18 protein-coding genes are annotated in these 18772 nt (G+C 60.4%); 14 read left to right on the top strand and 4 right to left on the bottom strand.

Translation table 11 applies throughout. The annotated features are described in order from the left end of the window. Positions 1-29 precede the first annotated feature (29 nt). Positions 30-623, bottom strand: coding sequence for a TetR/AcrR family transcriptional regulator (locus tag GGD46_RS30395; RefSeq protein WP_184710832.1), 594 nt, complete (start codon positions 621-623; stop codon positions 30-32). 135 nt (positions 624-758) lie between these two features. On the opposite strand from GGD46_RS30395, the gene GGD46_RS30390 reads away from it, so the two are divergent. Then, positions 759-1985 carry an MFS transporter gene (locus tag GGD46_RS30390; RefSeq protein WP_184710830.1) on the top strand — a complete coding sequence of 409 codons (1227 nt, stop codon included), beginning with the start codon at positions 759-761 and terminating at the stop codon, positions 1983-1985. 145 nt (positions 1986-2130) lie between these two features. Next, positions 2131-2925 (top strand): alpha/beta fold hydrolase, encoded by a 795-nt coding sequence (locus tag GGD46_RS30385; protein ID WP_184710828.1) that lies wholly within the window; start codon positions 2131-2133, stop codon positions 2923-2925. Between the two features lie 92 nt (positions 2926-3017). On the opposite strand, the gene GGD46_RS30380 is transcribed toward GGD46_RS30385, so the two are convergent. Continuing rightward, positions 3018-4493 carry an amidohydrolase family protein gene (locus tag GGD46_RS30380; RefSeq protein WP_184710826.1) on the bottom strand — a complete coding sequence of 492 codons (1476 nt, stop codon included), beginning with the start codon at positions 4491-4493 and terminating at the stop codon, positions 3018-3020. 169 nt (positions 4494-4662) lie between these two features. Here GGD46_RS30380 and GGD46_RS30375 point away from each other — a divergent pair, with 169 nt between their 5' ends. The 7 genes from GGD46_RS30375 to GGD46_RS30345 all read left to right on the top strand — a co-directional run bounded on the left by GGD46_RS30375 (position 4663) and on the right by GGD46_RS30345 (position 13166). Further along, positions 4663-6228 (top strand): ABC transporter substrate-binding protein, encoded by a 1566-nt coding sequence (locus tag GGD46_RS30375; RefSeq protein ID WP_184710823.1) that lies wholly within the window; start codon positions 4663-4665, stop codon positions 6226-6228. A gap of 347 nt (positions 6229-6575) precedes the next feature. Then, positions 6576-7544, top strand: a complete 969-nt coding sequence (locus tag GGD46_RS30370) for an ABC transporter permease (protein ID WP_184710821.1) — start codon at positions 6576-6578, stop codon at positions 7542-7544. Positions 7545-7571: 27 nt separating this feature from the next. Next, on the top strand, positions 7572-8525 hold the full coding sequence (locus GGD46_RS30365; protein ID WP_409527724.1) for an ABC transporter permease: 954 nt from the start codon (positions 7572-7574) through the stop codon (positions 8523-8525). 4 nt (positions 8526-8529) lie between these two features. Then, the gene (locus GGD46_RS30360) at positions 8530-9723 is read left to right on the top strand and encodes an amidohydrolase family protein (RefSeq protein WP_184710816.1); all 1194 of its coding nucleotides are present in this window, start codon (positions 8530-8532) and stop codon (positions 9721-9723) included. Continuing rightward, complete coding sequence (locus GGD46_RS30355) at positions 9723-11216, top strand: amidohydrolase family protein (RefSeq protein ID WP_184710813.1); 1494 nt, start codon at positions 9723-9725, stop codon at positions 11214-11216. Before GGD46_RS30360 ends, GGD46_RS30355 begins: the two co-directional genes overlap by 1 nt. Further along, a complete protein-coding gene (locus GGD46_RS30350) occupies positions 11209-12192 on the top strand; it encodes an ABC transporter ATP-binding protein (protein ID WP_184710811.1) in 984 nt (327 codons plus the stop codon). Before GGD46_RS30355 ends, GGD46_RS30350 begins: the two co-directional genes overlap by 8 nt. Next, positions 12189-13166, top strand: a complete 978-nt coding sequence (locus tag GGD46_RS30345; protein ID WP_184710808.1) for an ABC transporter ATP-binding protein — start codon at positions 12189-12191, stop codon at positions 13164-13166. The genes GGD46_RS30350 and GGD46_RS30345 overlap by 4 nt, the downstream gene beginning before the upstream one ends. A gap of 23 nt (positions 13167-13189) precedes the next feature. Here GGD46_RS30345 and GGD46_RS30340 read toward each other — a convergent pair whose 3' ends face one another. Continuing rightward, a complete protein-coding gene (locus GGD46_RS30340) occupies positions 13190-13867 on the bottom strand; it encodes a GntR family transcriptional regulator (protein ID WP_184710805.1) in 678 nt (225 codons plus the stop codon). A gap of 136 nt (positions 13868-14003) precedes the next feature. Here GGD46_RS30340 and GGD46_RS30335 point away from each other — a divergent pair, with 136 nt between their 5' ends. The 4 genes from GGD46_RS30335 to GGD46_RS30320 all read left to right on the top strand — a co-directional run bounded on the left by GGD46_RS30335 (position 14004) and on the right by GGD46_RS30320 (position 17082). Then, entirely contained in the window at positions 14004-14633 is a 630-nt protein-coding gene (locus GGD46_RS30335; protein WP_184710803.1) for a flavin reductase family protein, read from the top strand. A 22-nt stretch (positions 14634-14655) separates the two neighbouring features. Further along, positions 14656-15378 carry an aspartate/glutamate racemase family protein gene (locus tag GGD46_RS30330; RefSeq protein ID WP_184710800.1) on the top strand — a complete coding sequence of 241 codons (723 nt, stop codon included), beginning with the start codon at positions 14656-14658 and terminating at the stop codon, positions 15376-15378. 186 nt (positions 15379-15564) lie between these two features. Then, on the top strand, positions 15565-16155 hold the full coding sequence (locus GGD46_RS30325; RefSeq protein ID WP_184710798.1) for an ankyrin repeat domain-containing protein: 591 nt from the start codon (positions 15565-15567) through the stop codon (positions 16153-16155). A 90-nt stretch (positions 16156-16245) separates the two neighbouring features. Further along, positions 16246-17082, top strand: coding sequence for a bifunctional allantoicase/(S)-ureidoglycine aminohydrolase (locus GGD46_RS30320; protein WP_184710796.1), 837 nt, complete (start codon positions 16246-16248; stop codon positions 17080-17082). 136 nt (positions 17083-17218) lie between these two features. Here the strand turns inward: GGD46_RS30320 and GGD46_RS30315 are convergent, their stop codons facing one another. After that, positions 17219-17815 carry a nucleotidyltransferase domain-containing protein gene (locus tag GGD46_RS30315; protein ID WP_184710792.1) on the bottom strand — a complete coding sequence of 199 codons (597 nt, stop codon included), beginning with the start codon at positions 17813-17815 and terminating at the stop codon, positions 17219-17221. 263 nt (positions 17816-18078) lie between these two features. On the opposite strand from GGD46_RS30315, the gene GGD46_RS30310 reads away from it, so the two are divergent. Further along, positions 18079-18519, top strand: coding sequence for a YqaA family protein (locus tag GGD46_RS30310; protein WP_184710790.1), 441 nt, complete (start codon positions 18079-18081; stop codon positions 18517-18519). Positions 18520-18772 lie beyond the last annotated feature (253 nt).

Raw genomic sequence — 18772 nt, 5'->3', positions numbered from 1 at the left:
CTATCGCCGTGCATAGGGGTGGATACCGTTCAGTCCCTTTTGATCAACAGTCCATCGAGAAAAGTACGGAAAGCTGCGACTGCCCGTTTCGAGGTAGCCTCCGGATCGTCCGAGTTGGCGATCCACTGCGCTGCGCTGCTGCTTGCCGCATTGATGAGGCGAGCTCCGGCTTCCGGGTCGATATCGACGATAGTTCCTTCCTCGCGAAGGCTGCGAAGACTTTGGGTAATGGTGGTGATACAGCCGTTCGCGCTTGGCCATCCAGAGGGGTCGCCTAGCACCGCGGGCCCATCCCGAAACATGATGCGCTGGATCTCGGGCTCCAGTGCCATCTCTACGTAACCGACGTTCTCGTCCACAAAGCCTTGCCAGCGCGATGACGCTTGGGCTGAAATGCCGCAAAGCCTTCCTGCCATTTCGGCATCGATTTCGTTGATAACAGCCTGCAGCAATCCTTTCTTGTCGCCGAAGTGATGGTAGAGCGCGCCGCGCGTCAGTCCGGCGGCAGCCGTGAAATCGTCCATGGATGCTTCCGCGTAACCAACGCTTCCAAATGCCTCGCGGCCGGCGGCCAGCAATTTGGCCCGCGTCTCGGCAATCATCTCGCTGCGGGGCTTGCGCATCCTGTCTCCGTTCATGCTTCCCAATTAATTCGCATACGTGGCGTATGATAGTTGACATACGTGGCGTATGCAATTATCTCACTCTCATACGCCACGTATGTATTAGGCGCCTTCGTTCAGTCAAGGAGCATTACGATGTCCAATCCGTATAAAGAGATTTTCCAGGTTCCGGGCGCCAAGGGTTTTGCGGCCGCCGGCTTCTTCGCCCGCCTTCCATTTGCGATGGCTCCCATCGGCATCATCGCCATGCTTTCGCAGACGCGCGGGGAGTATTGGCTTGCCGGGGCCGTCTCGGCGACCTTTGCGCTCACCAATGCGCTCGTTTCACCGCAGATTTCCAGGCTTGTCGATCGGCTCGGCCAACGCGCCGTCGTTGCGCCCGCCACGCTCGTCTCCGTGATCGCCTTTGCCATTCTCATCATTGCTGCAAGGCAGGGCTGGCCGGCCTGGACACTATTCGTTGCGGCCTTCCTCTCGGCTGTCATGCCCAGCATGCCGGCGATGGTGCGCGCCCGCTGGACGGAGATCTTTCGCGGCCGGCCGGAGCTGAACACGGCCTTCGCTTTCGAATCCGCAGCCGATGAGCTTGTCTATATTGCAGGTGCGTCTCTTTCGGTCGGCCTTGCCGTTTCGCTGTTTCCGGAAGCAGGAATGGTCGTTAGTACCGCGTCCCTTGCGCTTGGGACGATCGCGTTTCTGCTGCAGCGGTCGACCGAGCCCAAGGTGCGTGTATCGGGCTCCGAAGGTCGCCAGCGTTCGGCAATCTGGCTTCGCCCGGTCCAGATCATCACGGCAGCCCTGATTTTCGTGGGTGCGACCTTCGCGACTGCGGAAGTCAGCGCTGTCGCCATAACCAAGGAACTGGGCCAGCCCGAAGCGGCGAGCATCGTGATCGGCGTCTACGCCATCGGCTCCTTCCTCGTCGGTCTGGCGATCGGCGCATTGAATCTCAGCATGCCGCTCCAGCGTCAGCTGTTGATCGCCGTCACTGTGCTTGCATTGACTGCCCTACCGCTTCTTGTCGCTGGTTCGTCGGTCGCTCTGCTTGCCTCTGCAGTTTTCCTGAGCGGCGTCGCGATCTCGCCGACCTTCATCACCGCCTTTGGCCTGATCGAGCGCCGTGTGCCGGAATCGATGCTCACCGAAGGCGTGACCTGGGTGATGACTGGCATCGGTATCGGCATGGCGCTTGGTGCTTTCGTCTCCGGTCTGGTGGTCGACAGTTTCGGTCCGACCAATGGTTTTTGGGTCTCGGTCGCAGCCAGCCTCATCACCGTTCTCATCGTGGCGCTTGGGCAAACTATCCTTGGGGGTGAGCGTTTGCCGTCCGATGAGGCACCCGTCACCCAAGCGGCGGAGTGAAGGCCTTCGCTTTGAAATCAGGCCTCGCCGATGAGCGGGGCCTTTCTCGAAGACCCAGCCGGTCAAGCTTTCGGCTGATGACGGTGGCTCTTGCGGGCCATGCTCGATATAGACTGAAATCGATATATCGTTCGGGAGGGCTGACGTGCCTGAGATCAGTGAAAAGGAGCATTGGATCGAAAGCCCGGGAGGGCGGCTTTTTGCCAAATCCTGGACGCCGCGCGAACCGGGTTCGCCGATGCCGCTGATCCTGTTTCACGACTCGCTCGGATGCGTCGCACTTTGGCGGCAGTTTCCGCGATTGCTGGCGAAGGCCCTCAATCGGCAAGTCATCGCCTACGATCGTTTGGGTTTCGGTCATTCGGATCGCCGCACCGACATACTGAGCAAGGATTTCGTTGCGGTGGAAGCGGAACAATATGTTCCGCTCGTTTGCGAGAGCCTGTCGATCAACGAGTTCATCGTCTGCGGACATAGTGTCGGCGGCGGCATGGCCGTTTGGGCTGGGGCAAGTTTGCCACGGCAATGCAAGGCCGTCATCACCATAGCTGCGCAAGCCTTCGTGGAAGACCGGACCTTGGCGGGGATCAAAGTTGCGGAGAAGGAATTCGAAACGCCCGAGAGCATGAGCCGATTGACCAGGTATCATGGCGACAAGGCCGAATGGGTTCTTCACGCCTGGATCGACACATGGCTGGCTCCTGCCTTTGCCGACTGGAGCCTCGATGCTGGACTTCTGGCGCTTCGTTGTCCGCAGCTGACGATCCATGGCGAGCATGACGAGTTCGGCTCCCTCGAGCATCCTCGTCGGATAGCGGGGACGCATGGAGAGTGCCGCGTTCTTCCCGGCATCGGGCACAATCCGCATAGAGAATGTCCGGAATTGTTGGTGGAGGTAATCGAGCGTTGGCTGTCTTCGCCAGGCTCGGCCTCGGCGTAGAAGGCGGGCGATCGCTGAGGTCCGGAAGACCCAGCGATCGATCTGTCAAAGCAATTCCGAGGGTGCCGTCGCCCCCCTCTTGCTGGAACTCCCTAGCAATCCGGAGCCTGCGGCAGCTGCACCGGTTCGGTAAATGTGCGCTGCAGCTTGCCCCAGCCGGGATCGTGCATGTGTGCGTGCAGGCCGGCGCGATCGGCAAGGGCAAGCGCTTCCCGCTGGCCGAAATCGAGCGCGGCATCCACGTCAGTGGTTAGCACTTTGCCGCCTTCCATCAGGATCTTGCCGTCAACGATCACCGTGTCGACGTCGCTGCCGAGCACCTGGTGGATCAGGCGATGAATCGGCATCCAGTTCGGCATCAGATGCGGCTTGCGCATGTCGATAATGGCGATGTCAGCCTTCTTGCCCACTTCCAATGAGCCGATCTCATGCTCCATGCCGAGTACCCTTGCGGCATCGATGGTAATCATCTCGAAGACCTTACCCGGCGGCAAGAGATACCGGTCGTGATTATGCAGGATATGCTGCGTGGATTGAAATAGCCGGGCGGTTTGCAGCATGTCGAAATGGCGGCTCGGAGAAACGCCGTCTGTCGTGATGGCCAGCGATATGCCTCTTGCCATCATTTCCAGCACCGGTGTCGATCGACCCGGCGGCGCGTGGGTAACATGCGTACCCGTCTCGGCCAGAATATCCATCTCCTCATGCGAGATACCCCAGCAATGCTGCAGATGGATATCCGGTCCGAGAAGCGCGTTCTCCTTGTCCTGAAACGCCATGCGGATCTGGCCGGCGAAGGCGTCGGAATGGATGCGCACGCCCCATTTGCGTGCCGTTTCGCGGACCCGGCGCGCCTGCATGCGGTCACCCCCGGTCAGGTTGACGGCCTGGTCCGGCGTCGATGCGTTGGATGGCTCCACGGACGGCACGATGGTAAAGGGCGTTAGGAAAACGCTGATACGTCCGTCGCCGCTGCCGTTCACTGCCTCGATCACCGCTTCCGAGCCCTCGATCATCTCTTCGAAGGTGATGTTTCGCCGTTCGGGCTTGCCGCTTTCCCAGCGAGTGACCGGATGCGGCCAGGGAAGGCCGGAGGGGCCGACGCAGATGATCTCCCTCAATCCAAGCTCGGTATAGGCGCGTGCATGGTTGATGGCGAAGATCGGGTCGTCGGCGCGGGGCATGGAGGTGATGATGCTCGCAGCCGTCGTCACGCCGGCGCGCAACCGTTCCAGACCTGAGACGAGGCCGTCTGCGTACCAGAAGTCGCGGGTGACGTAGTGATAATAGGTCGGCGTGACCACGCGCATCCACAGGGCGTTGGTATCGGCTGCGATGCTGCGGATCAATGTATGGCCTGCGTGACCGTGTGCGTCGATGAGGCCCGGGATGATCATCTTGCCACGGCAATCGATCACCTTCTTGTCGGCATGACGTGGCGCCAGTTCGGCAGCAGTGCCGATCTCGACGATCCGGCCTCCCGAAATTGCCAGCGCGCCATCCTCGATAATCCGGCGCTCCGTGTCGACCGTTACGATCGTTCCGTGCAGTAGAAGCAGATCTTCCATATTTTCCTCCCATGTTTCAGTCGCGCAGCTTGGCGCCGATCGAGCCGATTTTTGCGTACGATAATTGTCAACAATTTAATTGACAATAGTGGGGAGCGCATCAATACTCTCGGCCAATTGAGGCGAGCCTTCGGACTGGTCCGCCTGCAAATAACCGAGGGGAGAAACAATGCTTGGTTTGAAGAAGATCATCATCGCCGCATTGGCAACGGCCGCACTGGCCGCGCCGGTCGATGCCGCAACATTGCGCTGGGGTAGCCGGGCGGACATTTATTCGCTGGATCCGGATTCCGTTCCGTCCACGTCGAACCTTGCCTTCCTCAACCACATCTACGAGGGTCTGGTTCGCTATGACGCGAACTTCAAGATCGAGCCCGCGCTCGCCACAGAATGGAAACTTGTCGACAACAAGCATTGGCGCTTCAGCCTGCGCAAAGGCGTGAAATTCCATGATGGCGCCGATTTTACAGCCGACGATGTGGTCGCTTCGTTCAAGCGCGCCTCGGATCCGGCTTCGCCGCTGCGCGGCAACATTCCGCTCTATGCCGGCATCCAGAAGGTCGACGACTACACTGTCGATATCGAAGTTTCCGCACCTACCTCGTTGTTTCTCAACGACATCACCAATATTTTCATGTTCAACGCCAAGTGGCTGAAGGACAACAACAGCGAGAAGCCGACGGATTTCGCATCGAAGGTCGAAGGCTACACGACCATGCACACCAACGGCACCGGGCCGTTCAAGCTCGACAGCCGTGTGCCCGATGCTAAAACGGTGCTGGTCGCTAATACCGGCTGGTGGGATCATAAGAAACACAATCTCGATCGTATCGAGTTCGTGCCAATCGCGTCGGCCGCCACGCGCGTCGCGGCCCTTCTGTCGGGCGAGATCGACTTCATCGATTCCGCACCGATCCAGGATTTGCCGCGTCTTGAGTCCACACCCAATATCGCCGTGAAGAAGCGCACCGAACTGCGCACCGTCTTCGTTGCCTTCAATCGCAAGGAAAAGCTGGAAGACGGCCGCCCCAATCCATTCAACGATCTTCGCGTACGCCAGGCTTTCGAAGCCTCCATCGACCGCGATCTGATCAATAAGAAGGTAATGCGCGGCCTGGCTCGTCCATCGGGCTCGCTGATCGCCCCGGAAATCTCTGGCTACGTCAAGGATCTCGACACCTACAAGCCTGCCGATCCCAAGGCCGCGCAGAAGCTTCTGGAAGACGCCGGCCAGAAGAATCTCGCCTTCACCTACACCTGCATGAACGACGAAAGCATCAACGAGGAAGATGTCTGCTCGGGCATCGCCAATATGCTGAAGCGCAGCGGTTTCCAGCCGAGCATCGATATCGGCCCGCGCGCGGTGCAGACACCGAAGCGCAGCAACGGCAAGGCCGATATCTTCAATCTGAGCTGGGCCAATGAGCCCACGCTCGATGCCTACTCGCTGCTGTCGCAGGTTCTGTCCACGCGCAAGGGCGCCATGGGTGTATCCAACTACGGCGGCTGGTCGAATCCCGATCTCGACAAGCTGGTGCAACAGGCGGCTCAGGAACCGGACGCAGAAAAGCGGCTGGCCATCGAGGCCCAGGCACTGAAGATCGCCAAGGATCAGGTTATGCTCATCCCGCTCCATCAGCAGCCGATCGCCTGGGCGGTGCTGAACAAGGTCAAGAGCATCGACTTCCGTGCCGACAACAAGCCGCGCATGTGGCTGACGCAAATGGCTGACTAACGGTTGAGCCGCGTTAGTACCGCAACATGAGAGGGCGCCTTGCGGGATCGCAAGGCGCTCTTTCCATTTATGATCTTCTGTCCGACATTAATGTCCAATATTGTCTACAATCACGTTGACAACTTCGGATTATCTGCGTTAATGGCTGCCAAAGGGAGTGAAGGAGGAGGTTCGCAGCGAGCGATGCTCGTGCTGCGACGACCGTCGAGACCGACGGTTTGAGGCAATGTACGGCCAGGCATTCGAACCAGCCCATCACCGCCGATTTCCCCTCTGCTGCCAAGTTTGAATTTCGCCAGGCACTCAAGCAGGCCTGGCGGAGACCGAAGCGAAGCCTAGAGGTCCTCATGCTGGTTTTCATCATCAAGCGTCTCGGGAATGCGATCCTGGTTATGCTTGCAGTTGCCTTGCTGGCATTCCTGATCTTCCGGCTTGCGGGCGATCCTGTCGAACTCATGGTCGGCGAGCAGACATCTCAGGCGGATCGCGCCGCACTGCGCGAACGGTTGGGTCTCAATGACAGCCTGCCGACGCAGTATGTCCGGTTCGTCGTCAATGCGGCGGAGGGCGATTTCGGCGTCTCCTACCGCAATGGCCAGAAGGTGCTGCCGCTGATCGGCGAGCGTTTTCCTGCGACCCTGGAGCTCGTCTTCGTCGCGACGCTGATCTCGCTGGTGTTCGGCATTCCGCTCGGCGTGCTGACCGCGATCAAGCGCGGCAAATGGTATACGGAGGGGCTGCAGTTTCTCTCTATTGTCGGTGTCTCACTGCCGAGCTTCGTCGTCGGCATCCTGCTCATCCTCGGCTTTTCGGTCAGCTTGGGCTGGTTGCCGGCTTTCGGGCGCGGCGATGTGGTGCAGATCGGCTGGTGGTCGACCGGGTTCCTGACATCGTCCGGCCGCGCAGCGCTCATTCTGCCGTCGATTGCACTTTCACTCTATCAGATCACGCTGGTCATGCGTCTGGTACGCGCCGAAATGCTCGAGGTGCTGCGCTCCGACTATATCAAGTTTGCCCGCGCCCGCGGCATTCCGCGCTGGCGCATCTATTTCCGTCATGCGCTACGCAACTGTCTGATGCCAGTCGTCACCATGACGGCGATGAACGTCGGGGCACTGATCGCCTTCGCACTGATCACCGAGACGGTGTTCCAGTGGCCGGGCATGGGCATGCTGTTCATTCAGGCAGTCACTTTCCTCGATATTCCTGTCATGGCCGCCTATCTTTGCATCATCTCCTTCATCTTTGTCGTTCTCAACACGTTGGTGGACATCGCCTATGCGGTGATCGATCCCCGCCTGCGCACCGCACGCTGATCGAAACCAGGAGCCTGTTCGATGACCATGGAACTGTCCGAAACGTCGAAGCCGGAAAAGTCCGCGCGTCCCTCGCTGTTCAAGCGCCTTCGCAGCGGCGACCTCTGGTGGTCCTTCACCCATAGCAAGACGGCGATCTTTGGCGCGACAATTCTCGCCATATTGATCCTGACGGCGTTGCTGGCGCCGCTGATCGCGCCACAAAATCCCTATGACGGCGCGCAGCTGGATATGTGGAAGGCGGAACTGCCGCCGATCTGGCACGATGGCGGCGAGATGCCCTATCTCTTCGGCACCGATACGCAGGGGCGTGACATGCTGTCTGCCGTCCTTTACGGTACGCGCATTTCCATCGTCATCGGCGTCGCCTCTGTCGTGCTGTCGCTGCTGATCGGACTGATGGCCGGTCTGGTCGCCGGTTTCTTCGGCGGTTTCATCGACAATCTGCTGATGCGCATTGGCGACGTCATGCTGTCCATTCCCACCATCCTCGTTGCGATCCTGGTGTCCACGGTCGTGCGGCAGATGCTGCCGGAAAGCCTGCGGGAGATCGGCGCGTCTGCCGTGCTTGTCTTCGCCATCGCGCTGTCGAGCTGGGTGCAATATGCCCGCACGGTGCGTGCACAGGCGATCGTTGAGGCCGGCAAGGATTATGTACAGGCGGCAAGACTGATCGGTGTGCCCGCTCGACGCATCATGGCAAAGCACATTCTGCCGAATACGCTGACGCCGATCATGGTTGCGGCGACGCTCAATTTCGGCATGGCAATTCTCACCGAAGCCACGCTGTCCTTCCTTGGTATCGGCATGCCGCCGAGCCAGCCTTCGCTCGGCACGCTCATCCGCATCGGTAACCAGTTCCTGTTCGCCGGTTCCTGGTGGATCGTGCTCTTCCCCGTCATCCAGCTTTGCCTGCTTGTCGTGGCCGTCAATTTGCTCGGCGATTGGCTGCGCGATGCCCTTAATCCCAAACTGAGGTAAGTTCATGAACGATCTTCTGCTCCGTAATGTCAGGCCAATGGCTGGAGAGACCTGCGATATCCTCATCCGCGACGGAAAGATTGCAGGCTTTGGAAAGTTCGAAGCCGAGCCGGGCATGCCGGTCGAGGATGGCGGCAATGCGATCGCCGCACCCGGCTTGATCGATGCCCATACCCATCTCGACAAGACCACCTGGGGCATGCCGTGGCATGTCAACAACCGCGCGGCTATCCTGCGCGAGCGGATCGATTTCGAGCGCGAGCACCGTTTGGAAATCGGCATCGATCCGCATCGCCAGTCCATGCGCCATGCTATCGGTCTTGCGGCGCATGGCGGCACGCATATCCGCAGCCACGTCGACATCGATCCCACCCACGGCTTGCGCCTCGTCGAAGGCGTTTGGGAAACCCGCGAGAAGCTCAAGGGCATCATCGATATCGAAATCGTCGCCTTCCCGCAGTCAGGCGTGATGGTCATGCCCGGGACTGTCGAACTGCTCGAGGAGGCTCTGCGCCAGGGTTGCGAAGTCCTGGGCGGCATCGATCCTTGCGGCATCGACCGCGATCCCAAGGGCCAGCTCGACATCCTGTTTGACCTTGCCACCAAGCACGGCGTTCCGATCGACATCCACCTGCACGAAGCCGGCGAGCTCGGCGCCTTCACGATGGAGATGATGTTCGAGCGTATCCGCGCCAACGGCATGCAGGGCAAGGTGGCGATCAGCCATGCCTTCGCACTCGGCATGAACGACTATCTGCGCGTCGGCAAGCTGATCGAGGAAATCGCAAAGCTGGATATTGCAATCCTCACCACCGGCGCACCTTCGGCGGCCGTGCCGTCGATCATGCGCCTTAAGGAAGCCGGCGTGCGCGTCGGCGGCGGCTGTGACGGCATCCGCGACACCTGGGGGCCTTGGGGCCATCCGGACATGCTCGATCGTGCCCAGGTAATCGGCATGAAGAACGGACTGCGCTCTGACCGTGACCTGGAGCACGTCCTCTACGTCGTGTCGCAGGGTGGTGCTGACGTCATGCAGATCGAGAATTACGGTCTGAAGGTTGGCTGCGATGCCGATTTCACCTTGCTGGCCGGTGAAACGCTGGCTCATGCCGTCGTCGATATCGCGCCACGTCCGCTCGTGGTCAAGGGTGGCCGCGTGACCGCGCGTGGTGGTCAAGCATTGGTGGAGATGCCCTGATGGCACATGCAATGGAAAGTCTCTCGCTCGGTCAGCGCCCGGAAGGGCGCACGCTGATCACCGCCAGCTGGGTCGTCGGCCATAAGGAAGGCAGCCATACGCTGCTCCGTAACGGCCAGGTCGTGTTCGAAAACGGCGCCATTCTCTTCGTCGGCCACAACTTCCCGGGCGAAGTCGCGCGTCGCATCGATTTCGGCAATGCCGTGATCAGCCCCGGCTTGATCGACCTCGATGCCCTCTCCGATTTGGACACCACCATCCTTGGCATCGACTGCCATCCCGGCTGGGCCAAGGGACGCGTCTGGCCGCGCAGCTATGTGGAAGCCGGTCCCTACGAGATGTATTCTCAGGAAGAGCTGGCGTTCCAGAAGCGTTTTGCCTTCGGTCAGCTCCTGCTGAACGGCATCACCACTGCGGCTCCGATCGCCTCGCTGTTCTATCGTGAATGGGGCGAGACCGTTGCCGAGTTCGATGCTGCTGCCGATGCCGCCGGCGATCTTGGCCTGCGTGTCTATCTGAGCCCCGCCTATCGTTCGGGCGGCATGGTTCTGGAAGCGCCGGGCAAGATGGTTCCTGTCTTCGACGAAGAGCGCGGCTTTCAGGGCCTGAAGGACGCCGTCGCCTATATTGAGCGGCAGAATGGCCGCCACGGCGATCTCGTTCGTGGCCTCCTGGCACCGGATCGGGTGGAGACGTCTACGCTTGCCCTTCTGCAGCGCACAGATGCTGCCGCGCGCGATCTCGGCTGCAAGTTCCGCCTGCATATGGCGCAGGGTGCGATGGAAGTCGACACCGTGCGCATGCTGCACGGTTCGACCGCTCCTGTCTGGCTGGCCAAGCATAAGCTGCTGAGCGACCGGATGATTGCGCCGCATGCGACGAATGCCACGGAAGAAGATCTTGGGCTCTATGCCGAGAATGGCGTTTCCATCGTGCATTGTCCGTTGGTTTCGGCCCGCAGCGGCTCGATCCTCAATTCCTTCTCCAGCTGCCGCAAGCGCGGCATCAACATCGCCATGGGCACCGATACGACGCCGCCGGACATGCTGATGAACCTGCTTACAGGCCTCATCACCTGCCGTATCAGCGATCATGCGCCGGACCGGGTGCGCTCCGCTGATCTGTTCGACGCAGCAACGCTCGGCGGGGCCAAGGCACTGGGTCGCTCGGATCTCGGCCACCTGTCGGCCGGAGCCCGTGCGGACATCGCCGTTTTCAGCCTGGACGACGCGATCATGGCGCCATCGGTCGACCCGATCACGACACTGGTCGTTGGCGGTTCCGGCAAGGTGACGCGCGCTGTCTTCGTTGATGGTCGCGTCTCGATGCTGGATCGGCAATTGGCCGGCTTCGACATGGAAAAGGCGCGCGTCCAGGCGCAAGCGCAATATGACGGGCTGATCGCCAAATATCCCGAGCGCAGCTGGAACCATCCGCCTGTGTCGGAGATCTTCCCGCCAAGCTATCCGATCGAGGTGGAGAGCAATGGTTGAGGCGCAACAACCGGTCATCGACGTCCGTAATCTCAAGGTCGAGTTTCCGAACCGGCGGGGTACGGTCACGGCGCTGTCGGACATAAGCCTGTCCATCCGGGCCGGCGAAATCCTCGGCGTCGTTGGGGAGTCCGGCGCGGGCAAATCCATGACCGGGCTTGCCATTCAGGGGCTTCTCGAGCGCCCGGGGCGTATCGCCGGCGGCGAAATCTGGCTCGGCAAACAGCGGATCGACACGCTCGATGACCGGGCGATGGAGCGCGTGCGCGGCCGCGAAATCGGTGCGATCTTCCAGGATCCCCTGACATCGCTGAACCCGTTGTTCACCGTCGGTGCGCAGCTTTCGGAAACGATCCGGCAGCATCTGTCGCTCGGCAAAGCCGAGGCAAAGGCACGCGCCGTCCAGCTATTGCGGGATGTCGGCATTCCCTCGCCGGAAGAGCGGGTCAATCACTATCCGCACCAGTTCTCCGGCGGTATGCGCCAGCGTGTGGTGATTGCGCTTGCGCTTGCCGCCTCGCCGAAACTGATCATCGCCGACGAGCCGACGACGGCGCTCGACGTGTCGATCCAGGCGCAGATCATCTCGCTGCTTCGCCGGCTGTGCAAGGAGAAGCAGGCGGCCGTGATGCTGGTGACGCACGATATGGGCGTCATCGCCGAGGCGGCGGACCGTGTGGCGGTATTGTACGCCGGTCGGCTGATCGAGATTGGTCCGGTGGAACAGGTGCTTCACGCGCCGCGCCATCCCTACACGCAAGGCCTGATGGCCTCGATCCCATCGCTCGGCGCGCGCGTGGCAAAGCTTAATCAGATCGATGGCTCGATGCCCCGGCTGGATGCTCTTCCGCAAGGATGCGCCTTCAATCCACGCTGCAAATCCGCTGGTCCGCGCTGTCGGCGCGAGCGGCCAGAACTGATCCCCGCCGGCGATGGCGCAAACGCCTGCTGGCTCAACGCGGGAGGCACCGCATGACGACATCAGCTCAAAAGGTCGTGGCACTGACCGTCGATGGACTGGTCAAGACGTTCGATGTGTCTGCCCCCTGGCTCAACCGCGTCGTGGAACGCAAGCCGCGCCAGTTTCTTCAGGCGGTCAACGATATCAGCTTTACCGTGCCTGCCGGCGGTTGCCTCAGCATCGTTGGCGAAAGCGGTTGCGGCAAATCGACGGTGGCAAGGCTTGTGACCGGGCTTTACGCGCCGACGGGCGGCGAAATCCGCTTTGCGCCGGGGCGCAGCGGCGCGCCGCTGTCGGCCCAGATGATCTTTCAGGATCCTTATGCCTCGCTCAATCCACGCTGGCGGGTGAAGAACATCATCGCCGAACCGCTGCGCGAGCTGAAGCTGCGCAATACGGCGGCCGAGATTACCGAGCGGGTCGAGGAGTTGCTGCTGACCGTCGGTCTTTCCGTTTCGGACGGCGAGAAGTTCCCGCATGAGTTTTCCGGCGGGCAGCGCCAGCGCATTTCCATTGCGCGCGCGCTTGCCAGCGAGCCGGAGTTTCTGGTTTGCGACGAACCGACATCCGCGCTCGACGTCTCGGTGCAGGCGCAGGTCCTGAACCTCATGCGCCGGCTGCAGGATGAATTGGGCCTGACCTATCTCTTCATCAGCCATGATATGAGCGTCGTGCGGCACATGTCGGACCGTATCGCCGTCATGTATCTGGGACGGATCGTCGAAGAGGGGGATACGGAAGAACTCTTTGCTCACCCGCGCCACCCCTACACCCAGCTTCTGCTGCAAACCATCCCCAGCATCGACGCCCCCAAACGCGATCAGGAACTGGTGGGCGGCGAGGTACCTAGCCCCCTGAAGCCACCATCGGGCTGCACCTTCCATCCGAGGTGCCCGCTGGCCACCGTGAGGTGTTCGGCGGAGGTGCCTGAGATTCGCAGGCTCTCGAATGGAACGAGGGTGGCGTGCCATCTCGTGACAGACGCGTGATCGAGGCGGATGCCTCGGCCGCCTCAGGCCAGGGCGGCACGCAGGTCGTGGGAGAGGTCGCGGATTTCGGTCAGGTCGAGCTCCGATTCGACATGTTCGAGGTGATGGGCCATCAGATGGGTGGCCCTGTCCGCATCGTTGCCGACAATGGCCTCGACGATTTCGGCATGTTCGTCGGGACCGCAATTGAAACGGTTGGTATTGCGGTAGACGGCCGTGATCAGCGAGGAGCGGGCAATCAGGTCGCGCATGGTGGCAAACAGGAAATCCGAGCCGACCGTCTCCGCCAGCAACAGGTGAAAGCCACCGGAAAGCTTGATGATGTCGGTGGTGATGTCCTGGGTGTTGGCGATACGCTCCTTGGCGACATGGTCGCGCAGGCGCTTGATGTCGGCCTTGGAGACCCCTTTGCAAAGTCGCTCGACTACGCAGCGCTCGACGGTGCGACGAACGAAGAAGACGTCGCGGGCCTCCTCAACGGAAGGCTTGCACACGAAGGCGCCGCGATTGGGGATGATGGCGACGAGACCGTCGCGCTGCAGCAGCGCCAGGGCCTGGCGAATGCGCGCGCGGCTGACGTTGAAGATGGTGGCCATCTGCTCTTCCTTGAGCTGGACACCGGGTCTCAGCCGTCGCTCGGCGATCGACAGCCAGACTTTCTCGACAATCTGCTGAACAGAGACCCCTGTTTGGTCGCTCATGAATCTCACTCCTCGTTGCGGTTAGAGAAGCGTGAAGCGAAGGGAAAAGTCAATCACAACAATCGGTTTTTGATTGCAAAATTGTCGACAATATGGAATGACATTGTCAATCATAATGAACCCGCAGGATGGCGCAATGGAATTCGACTTTGCCGAGCTTGAGCCTCAGAGCCGTTATCGGCTTCTGACGAACTTCATCGGACCCCGTCCGATCGCGCTGGTCACGACGCGTTCTCCGGCCGGTCACAACAATGCGGCGCCGATGAGCTTCTTCAATGTGTTCTCGCATGATCCGCCGATCGTGGTGCTGGGCATACAGCCGCGCCTGAATGGCGAGGAGAAGGATACGCTTGCCAACATCAGGCGGACTCAGGAATTCGTGGTCAACATGGTCGACATGGGGATTTCGCAGCAGATGTTGGTCTGCGGCCTGGGTTTCGACAGCGAATTCGATGAGCTCGCCATGGCCGGCCTCACGCCGAATGCCTGCCGCAAGATCGATGCGTCCTTCGTCCAGGAAGCACCATGCGTCTTCGAATGCCGCGTCGAGCGCCTCATCGATTATCCGCGCCGTACGCTGGTGCTGGGCGAAGTCGTCCACATGCATGTGCGGCGCAACTGCCTCGATGCCGAGGGTCACTATGTGGACCCGGAACATTATCAGCCGATTGCCCGCCTGCATGCCGACAACTACATCGTTTCGGATCGCCAGTTCGTCCTTAAGGCTCCGCCAATCACCGATTTCATCAAGCCGTCGCGCGACTAAGGATGGATGAAAGGTCCTTCTCATGCATATTCGTCTCATCAATCCCAATTCCACGGCTTCCATGACGTCCCAGGCGCTGGACAGCGCCTTGCGGGTCAAGCAGCAGGACACCAAAGTATCGGCGGTGAACCCGCTCGACACGCCCGTCAGCATCGAGGGCGGCGCGGACGAGGCCGCTGCCGTGCCGGGAATGCTCGCGGAGATCCTCAAGGGCGAGATGCTCGGGGTCGATGCCTATGTCGTTGCCTGCTTCGACGATCCCGGCCTTCATGCCGCCCGTGAAGTGGCGCGCGGGCCCGTCATCGGCATCTGCCAGGCGGCGGTACAGGTGGCCATGACCATCAGCCGTCGCTTCTCGATCATCACCACGCTGCCGCGCTCCATCCCGATCATCGAGGATCTGGTGAGCGACTATGGCGCGGAACGCCACTGCCGCAATGTTCGCGCCATCGACCTGCCGGTTCTTGGTCTGGAGGAAGACCCGGTCGAAGCGGAGCGGCTGCTGGTCGCCGAGATCGAAAGAGCCAAGCGCGAAGATCGCGCCGAAGCCATCATTCTCGGCTGCGCCGGCATGTCATCCCTCTGCGATCGGCTGCAGGCCACTACTGGCGTGCCGGTCATCGACGGCGTGACAGCTGCCATCAAGCTTGCCGAAGCGCTCGTCGGCGCAGGCTATACGACGTCGAAGGTTAACGCCTATGATTATCCTCGCGTCAAGGAGATGCCACGTCGCAACTGCGCTTAGCCGATCGACAACGAGGAGTTTTCATTCCGAATGAACCGAGTCCGGGATATTCGTTTTGCACCGCCGTCGCTCTTTGCCAGTCTTGTGCCTGGCAGGCGGATGCAGCGGCACATGTCGATGGCTTTGATCGCGATATGGCTCCTCGTTGCGGGTCTCCACCTTCCTCTCCTTGCTAATGGTAATTCCATGGATACTCGATTGCACAATGCGGCTGCGGCGGACGATGTCGCAGCGATCCATCGGCTTCTCGCGAGCGGTGCTAGTATCGATACACGGGACGAAAGCGGCGCCACTGCCTTGCTCGTCGCCACGCATGGCGACAAGGTAAATGCTGCCCGCGCACTGATCGAGGCCGGCGCCGACGTCAATGCCAAGGACGATATTCAGGACAGCCCCTATCTCTATTCGGGCGCCAGGGGTCACCTGGAAATTCTCAAGCTGACGCTCGCCCATGGCGCCGATCTTAAAAGCGTAAACCGCTATGGCGGTACGGCGCTCATTCCTGCATCAGAGCGCGGCCATGTCGAGACGGTCGATACGCTGATCAAGGCCGGGGTCAATCTCGATCACGTCAATCGGCTGGGCTGGACGGCGCTGTTGGAGGCGATCATTCTCAGCGACGGCGGCCCGCGCCATGTGCGAATCGTTGAGTTGCTGATCAATGCCGGAGCAAATGTCAATATCGCTGATCATGAAGGTGTGACACCGTTGCAGCATGCTCGTGGCCGCAGTTACGACAAGATCGAGGCATTGTTGGAAAAAGCGGGAGCGAAGTGACGCGGTATTAAGGCTTTACGGCCATCCAATAGTGCGATGGAGGTAAATGCTGGCGCCTCCCGGGAAATACTGAGAACGAAGGGCGAGACGATGCAAAGAATCTATTATTCCTCTCTTGGTGGCCATCCGCCGCAAAGCGACCTGCTGACGGGACGAGCCGTTTTCACCGAGGCCTATGCGGTCATTCCCAAAGGTGTCATGCAGGATATCGTCACCAGCTTCCTGCCCTTCTGGAACGATACGCGCTGCTGGGTGATTGCCCGGCCGCTCTCCGGCTTTGCCGAGACCTTTTCCCAATATGTCATGGAAGTGGCGCCTGGCGGCGGCAGCGATCGGCCGGAGTTGGATCCGGAAGCCGAAGGCGTGCTCTTCGTCGTCGACGGCGAGGTCGAGTTGACGTTGCCGAGCGGCAAGCATGTGCTTCAGCCGGGCGGTTATGCCTTCCTGCCGCCGGGCCTGAAGTGGTCGCTCCACAACCGTTCGGGCGCGCATGCGCGGTTCCATTGGATCCGCAAGGCCTATGAAGCTGTCGAAGGATTGGCTCATCCGGAGCCGCTGATTCTCAACGAGAAGGACATTACCCCGTCGGTCATGCCTGACACGGAGGGACGTTGGGCTACGACGCGTTTCGTCGATCCGTCGGATCTGCGCCATGACATGCATGTAACCATCGTCACCCTTCAGCCCGGCGCCGTCATTCCCTTTGCCGAGACCCATGTGATGGAACATGGCCTCTACGTACTGCAGGGCAAGGCTGTCTATCGGCTGAACCAGGATTGGGTCGAGGTCGAAGCCGGCGACTTCATGTGGCTGCGCGCCTTCTGCCCGCAGGCGTGCTATGCCGGTGGCCCGGGACCGTTCCGTTACCTGCTCTACAAGGACGTCAATCGCCATATGACGCTCCGCCCCTTCGGCTCGCGCCGCTGAGCAGAGCAGGCTCAAACGGGATAGTTCCTCCAAGCTCGCGCCCTGCCGGCGCGGGCTTTTTTCATTCAGAAGCGAAAACCGCTGCAAACAGTCCCGGAAATGCTTGAGTTCAAGGCGCGCCGCGCTGCCCGTCCGATCAAAGCGCCGTGAGCCACGGATGGTTGGGGTGGGCGACATCGAGCCAGCGTCGAAGTGTGTCCCTCTCGGCGAAAGTAAGTTTGACCAGGGCGCGCTCGAAGTCCACCTCGTCTTTTTCCCGAAGGTGTCTGGCCTTGAACAGCAAAACAGCAGCCGGAGCCAAATAGGGTATTCCGGCATCGTTGGTCCGGATGATCTCTGAGCGCAGCACCTGAAGCGTCGGGTCGCGTTTGTAATGCCAGGTAGAAGGCGTTCCTTTTTCCAGCATCATGTCGACACGCCAGCAGGCGCTTCGGGCATCGAGGCCCCACAATTGCGACACATGCGTCGGCGGCGCTTCCGTCTGAGGGAGATGCTCGATTACGCCGGAATGAACAGTGAAGAAATCCAGGTCTTGCAATATCTTGCGAAACTCCTGGACGTTCTCGGGCAGGACCGCAAACTCCAAATCCTCGTGCTCGCGCGTCTGGCTGCCGTGCCAAAGGTCAAGCGCCCATCCGCCGACGACATACCAAACGCCGGACGCGTGCTTTAATCGGTCTGCGAGGTCGGAGGGTCGCCAAGGCAGCCAAGCATCTTCGGGGATCGGGTTCATTGGCGGTTCGCTTCGTGTCGCAGCATAGGGTGCCGTTCGCCGGGAATACTCCTGGGAGTTGCTATGGACAAGCAGATATCTCCGTTGCTTGACAGCCGAAAGCCGGCTGCTTTCTGATCTTCGCTTGTGCGCTGGCGTTCGTTGACACTTGCTCTCAGCTGAAAGATAGAGACATCATGATGGAAGCCGTATGCGACATGCACTTAAAGACGCTCAGGCCAAGCATCCGCGGCCACAGGGAGGCCGCCGGGTATTTCTGAGCCATGATCGATCTCGCAGCCTATTTCGGACTGTTCCTGGCGGCACTTGCGGCCGCAACGATCCTGCCAATGCAATCCGAAGCCGTGCTTGTCGGTATGCTGCTGACGGAGACCTATTCCACCTTCATGATCGTTGCCGTCGCGAGCTTCGGCAACGTGCTTGGTTCATTGATCAATTGGGCCCTGGGGCGATGGATTGAGCGCTTCCGCAATCGCTGCTGGTTTCCGGTCGGCGACAGTGCCATGGAGCGAGCGCAGGGCTGGTATCGCCGCTATGGGCGATGGTCGCTGCTGGCGAGCTGGCTTCCCATTGTTGGAGATCCGATCACGGTCGTCGCAGGCACTCTACGAGAACCACTGCCGACGTTTCTCTTGCTCGTCGCCATCGCCAAGATCAGTCGCTATGTCGTGCTGGCATTTGCGACCACGAGCCTGGTGTCCTGACGCACCGGTCGCTCGAGCGCCTGTAGCAATCTAAGGGGCATACGGGCCAATTTCACCAAACGAAAGGTGCTCCCCGATGTCGGTTGGTTGTCTAACGGTAGAAGTTCGATTCTTTATATATTCCTTGTCGACAAATTGAATACAAGGCTGTATTGGTATTGCTGAGAGGGTGACGAGGGGCCGAGATTGGGCCTGGCATCGTTGCCGATGCATTCCAAGCCCAAAAGGCCAAGCCCCAAGAGGACAGACAGAT

Source organism: Martinezella lusitana, from assembly GCF_014207095.1.
Lineage (GTDB): Bacteria > Pseudomonadota > Alphaproteobacteria > Rhizobiales > Rhizobiaceae > Rhizobium > Rhizobium lusitanum_B.
Note: the sequence above shows the minus strand (reverse complement) of the source record. Positions and strands in the feature narration are given on the sequence as shown.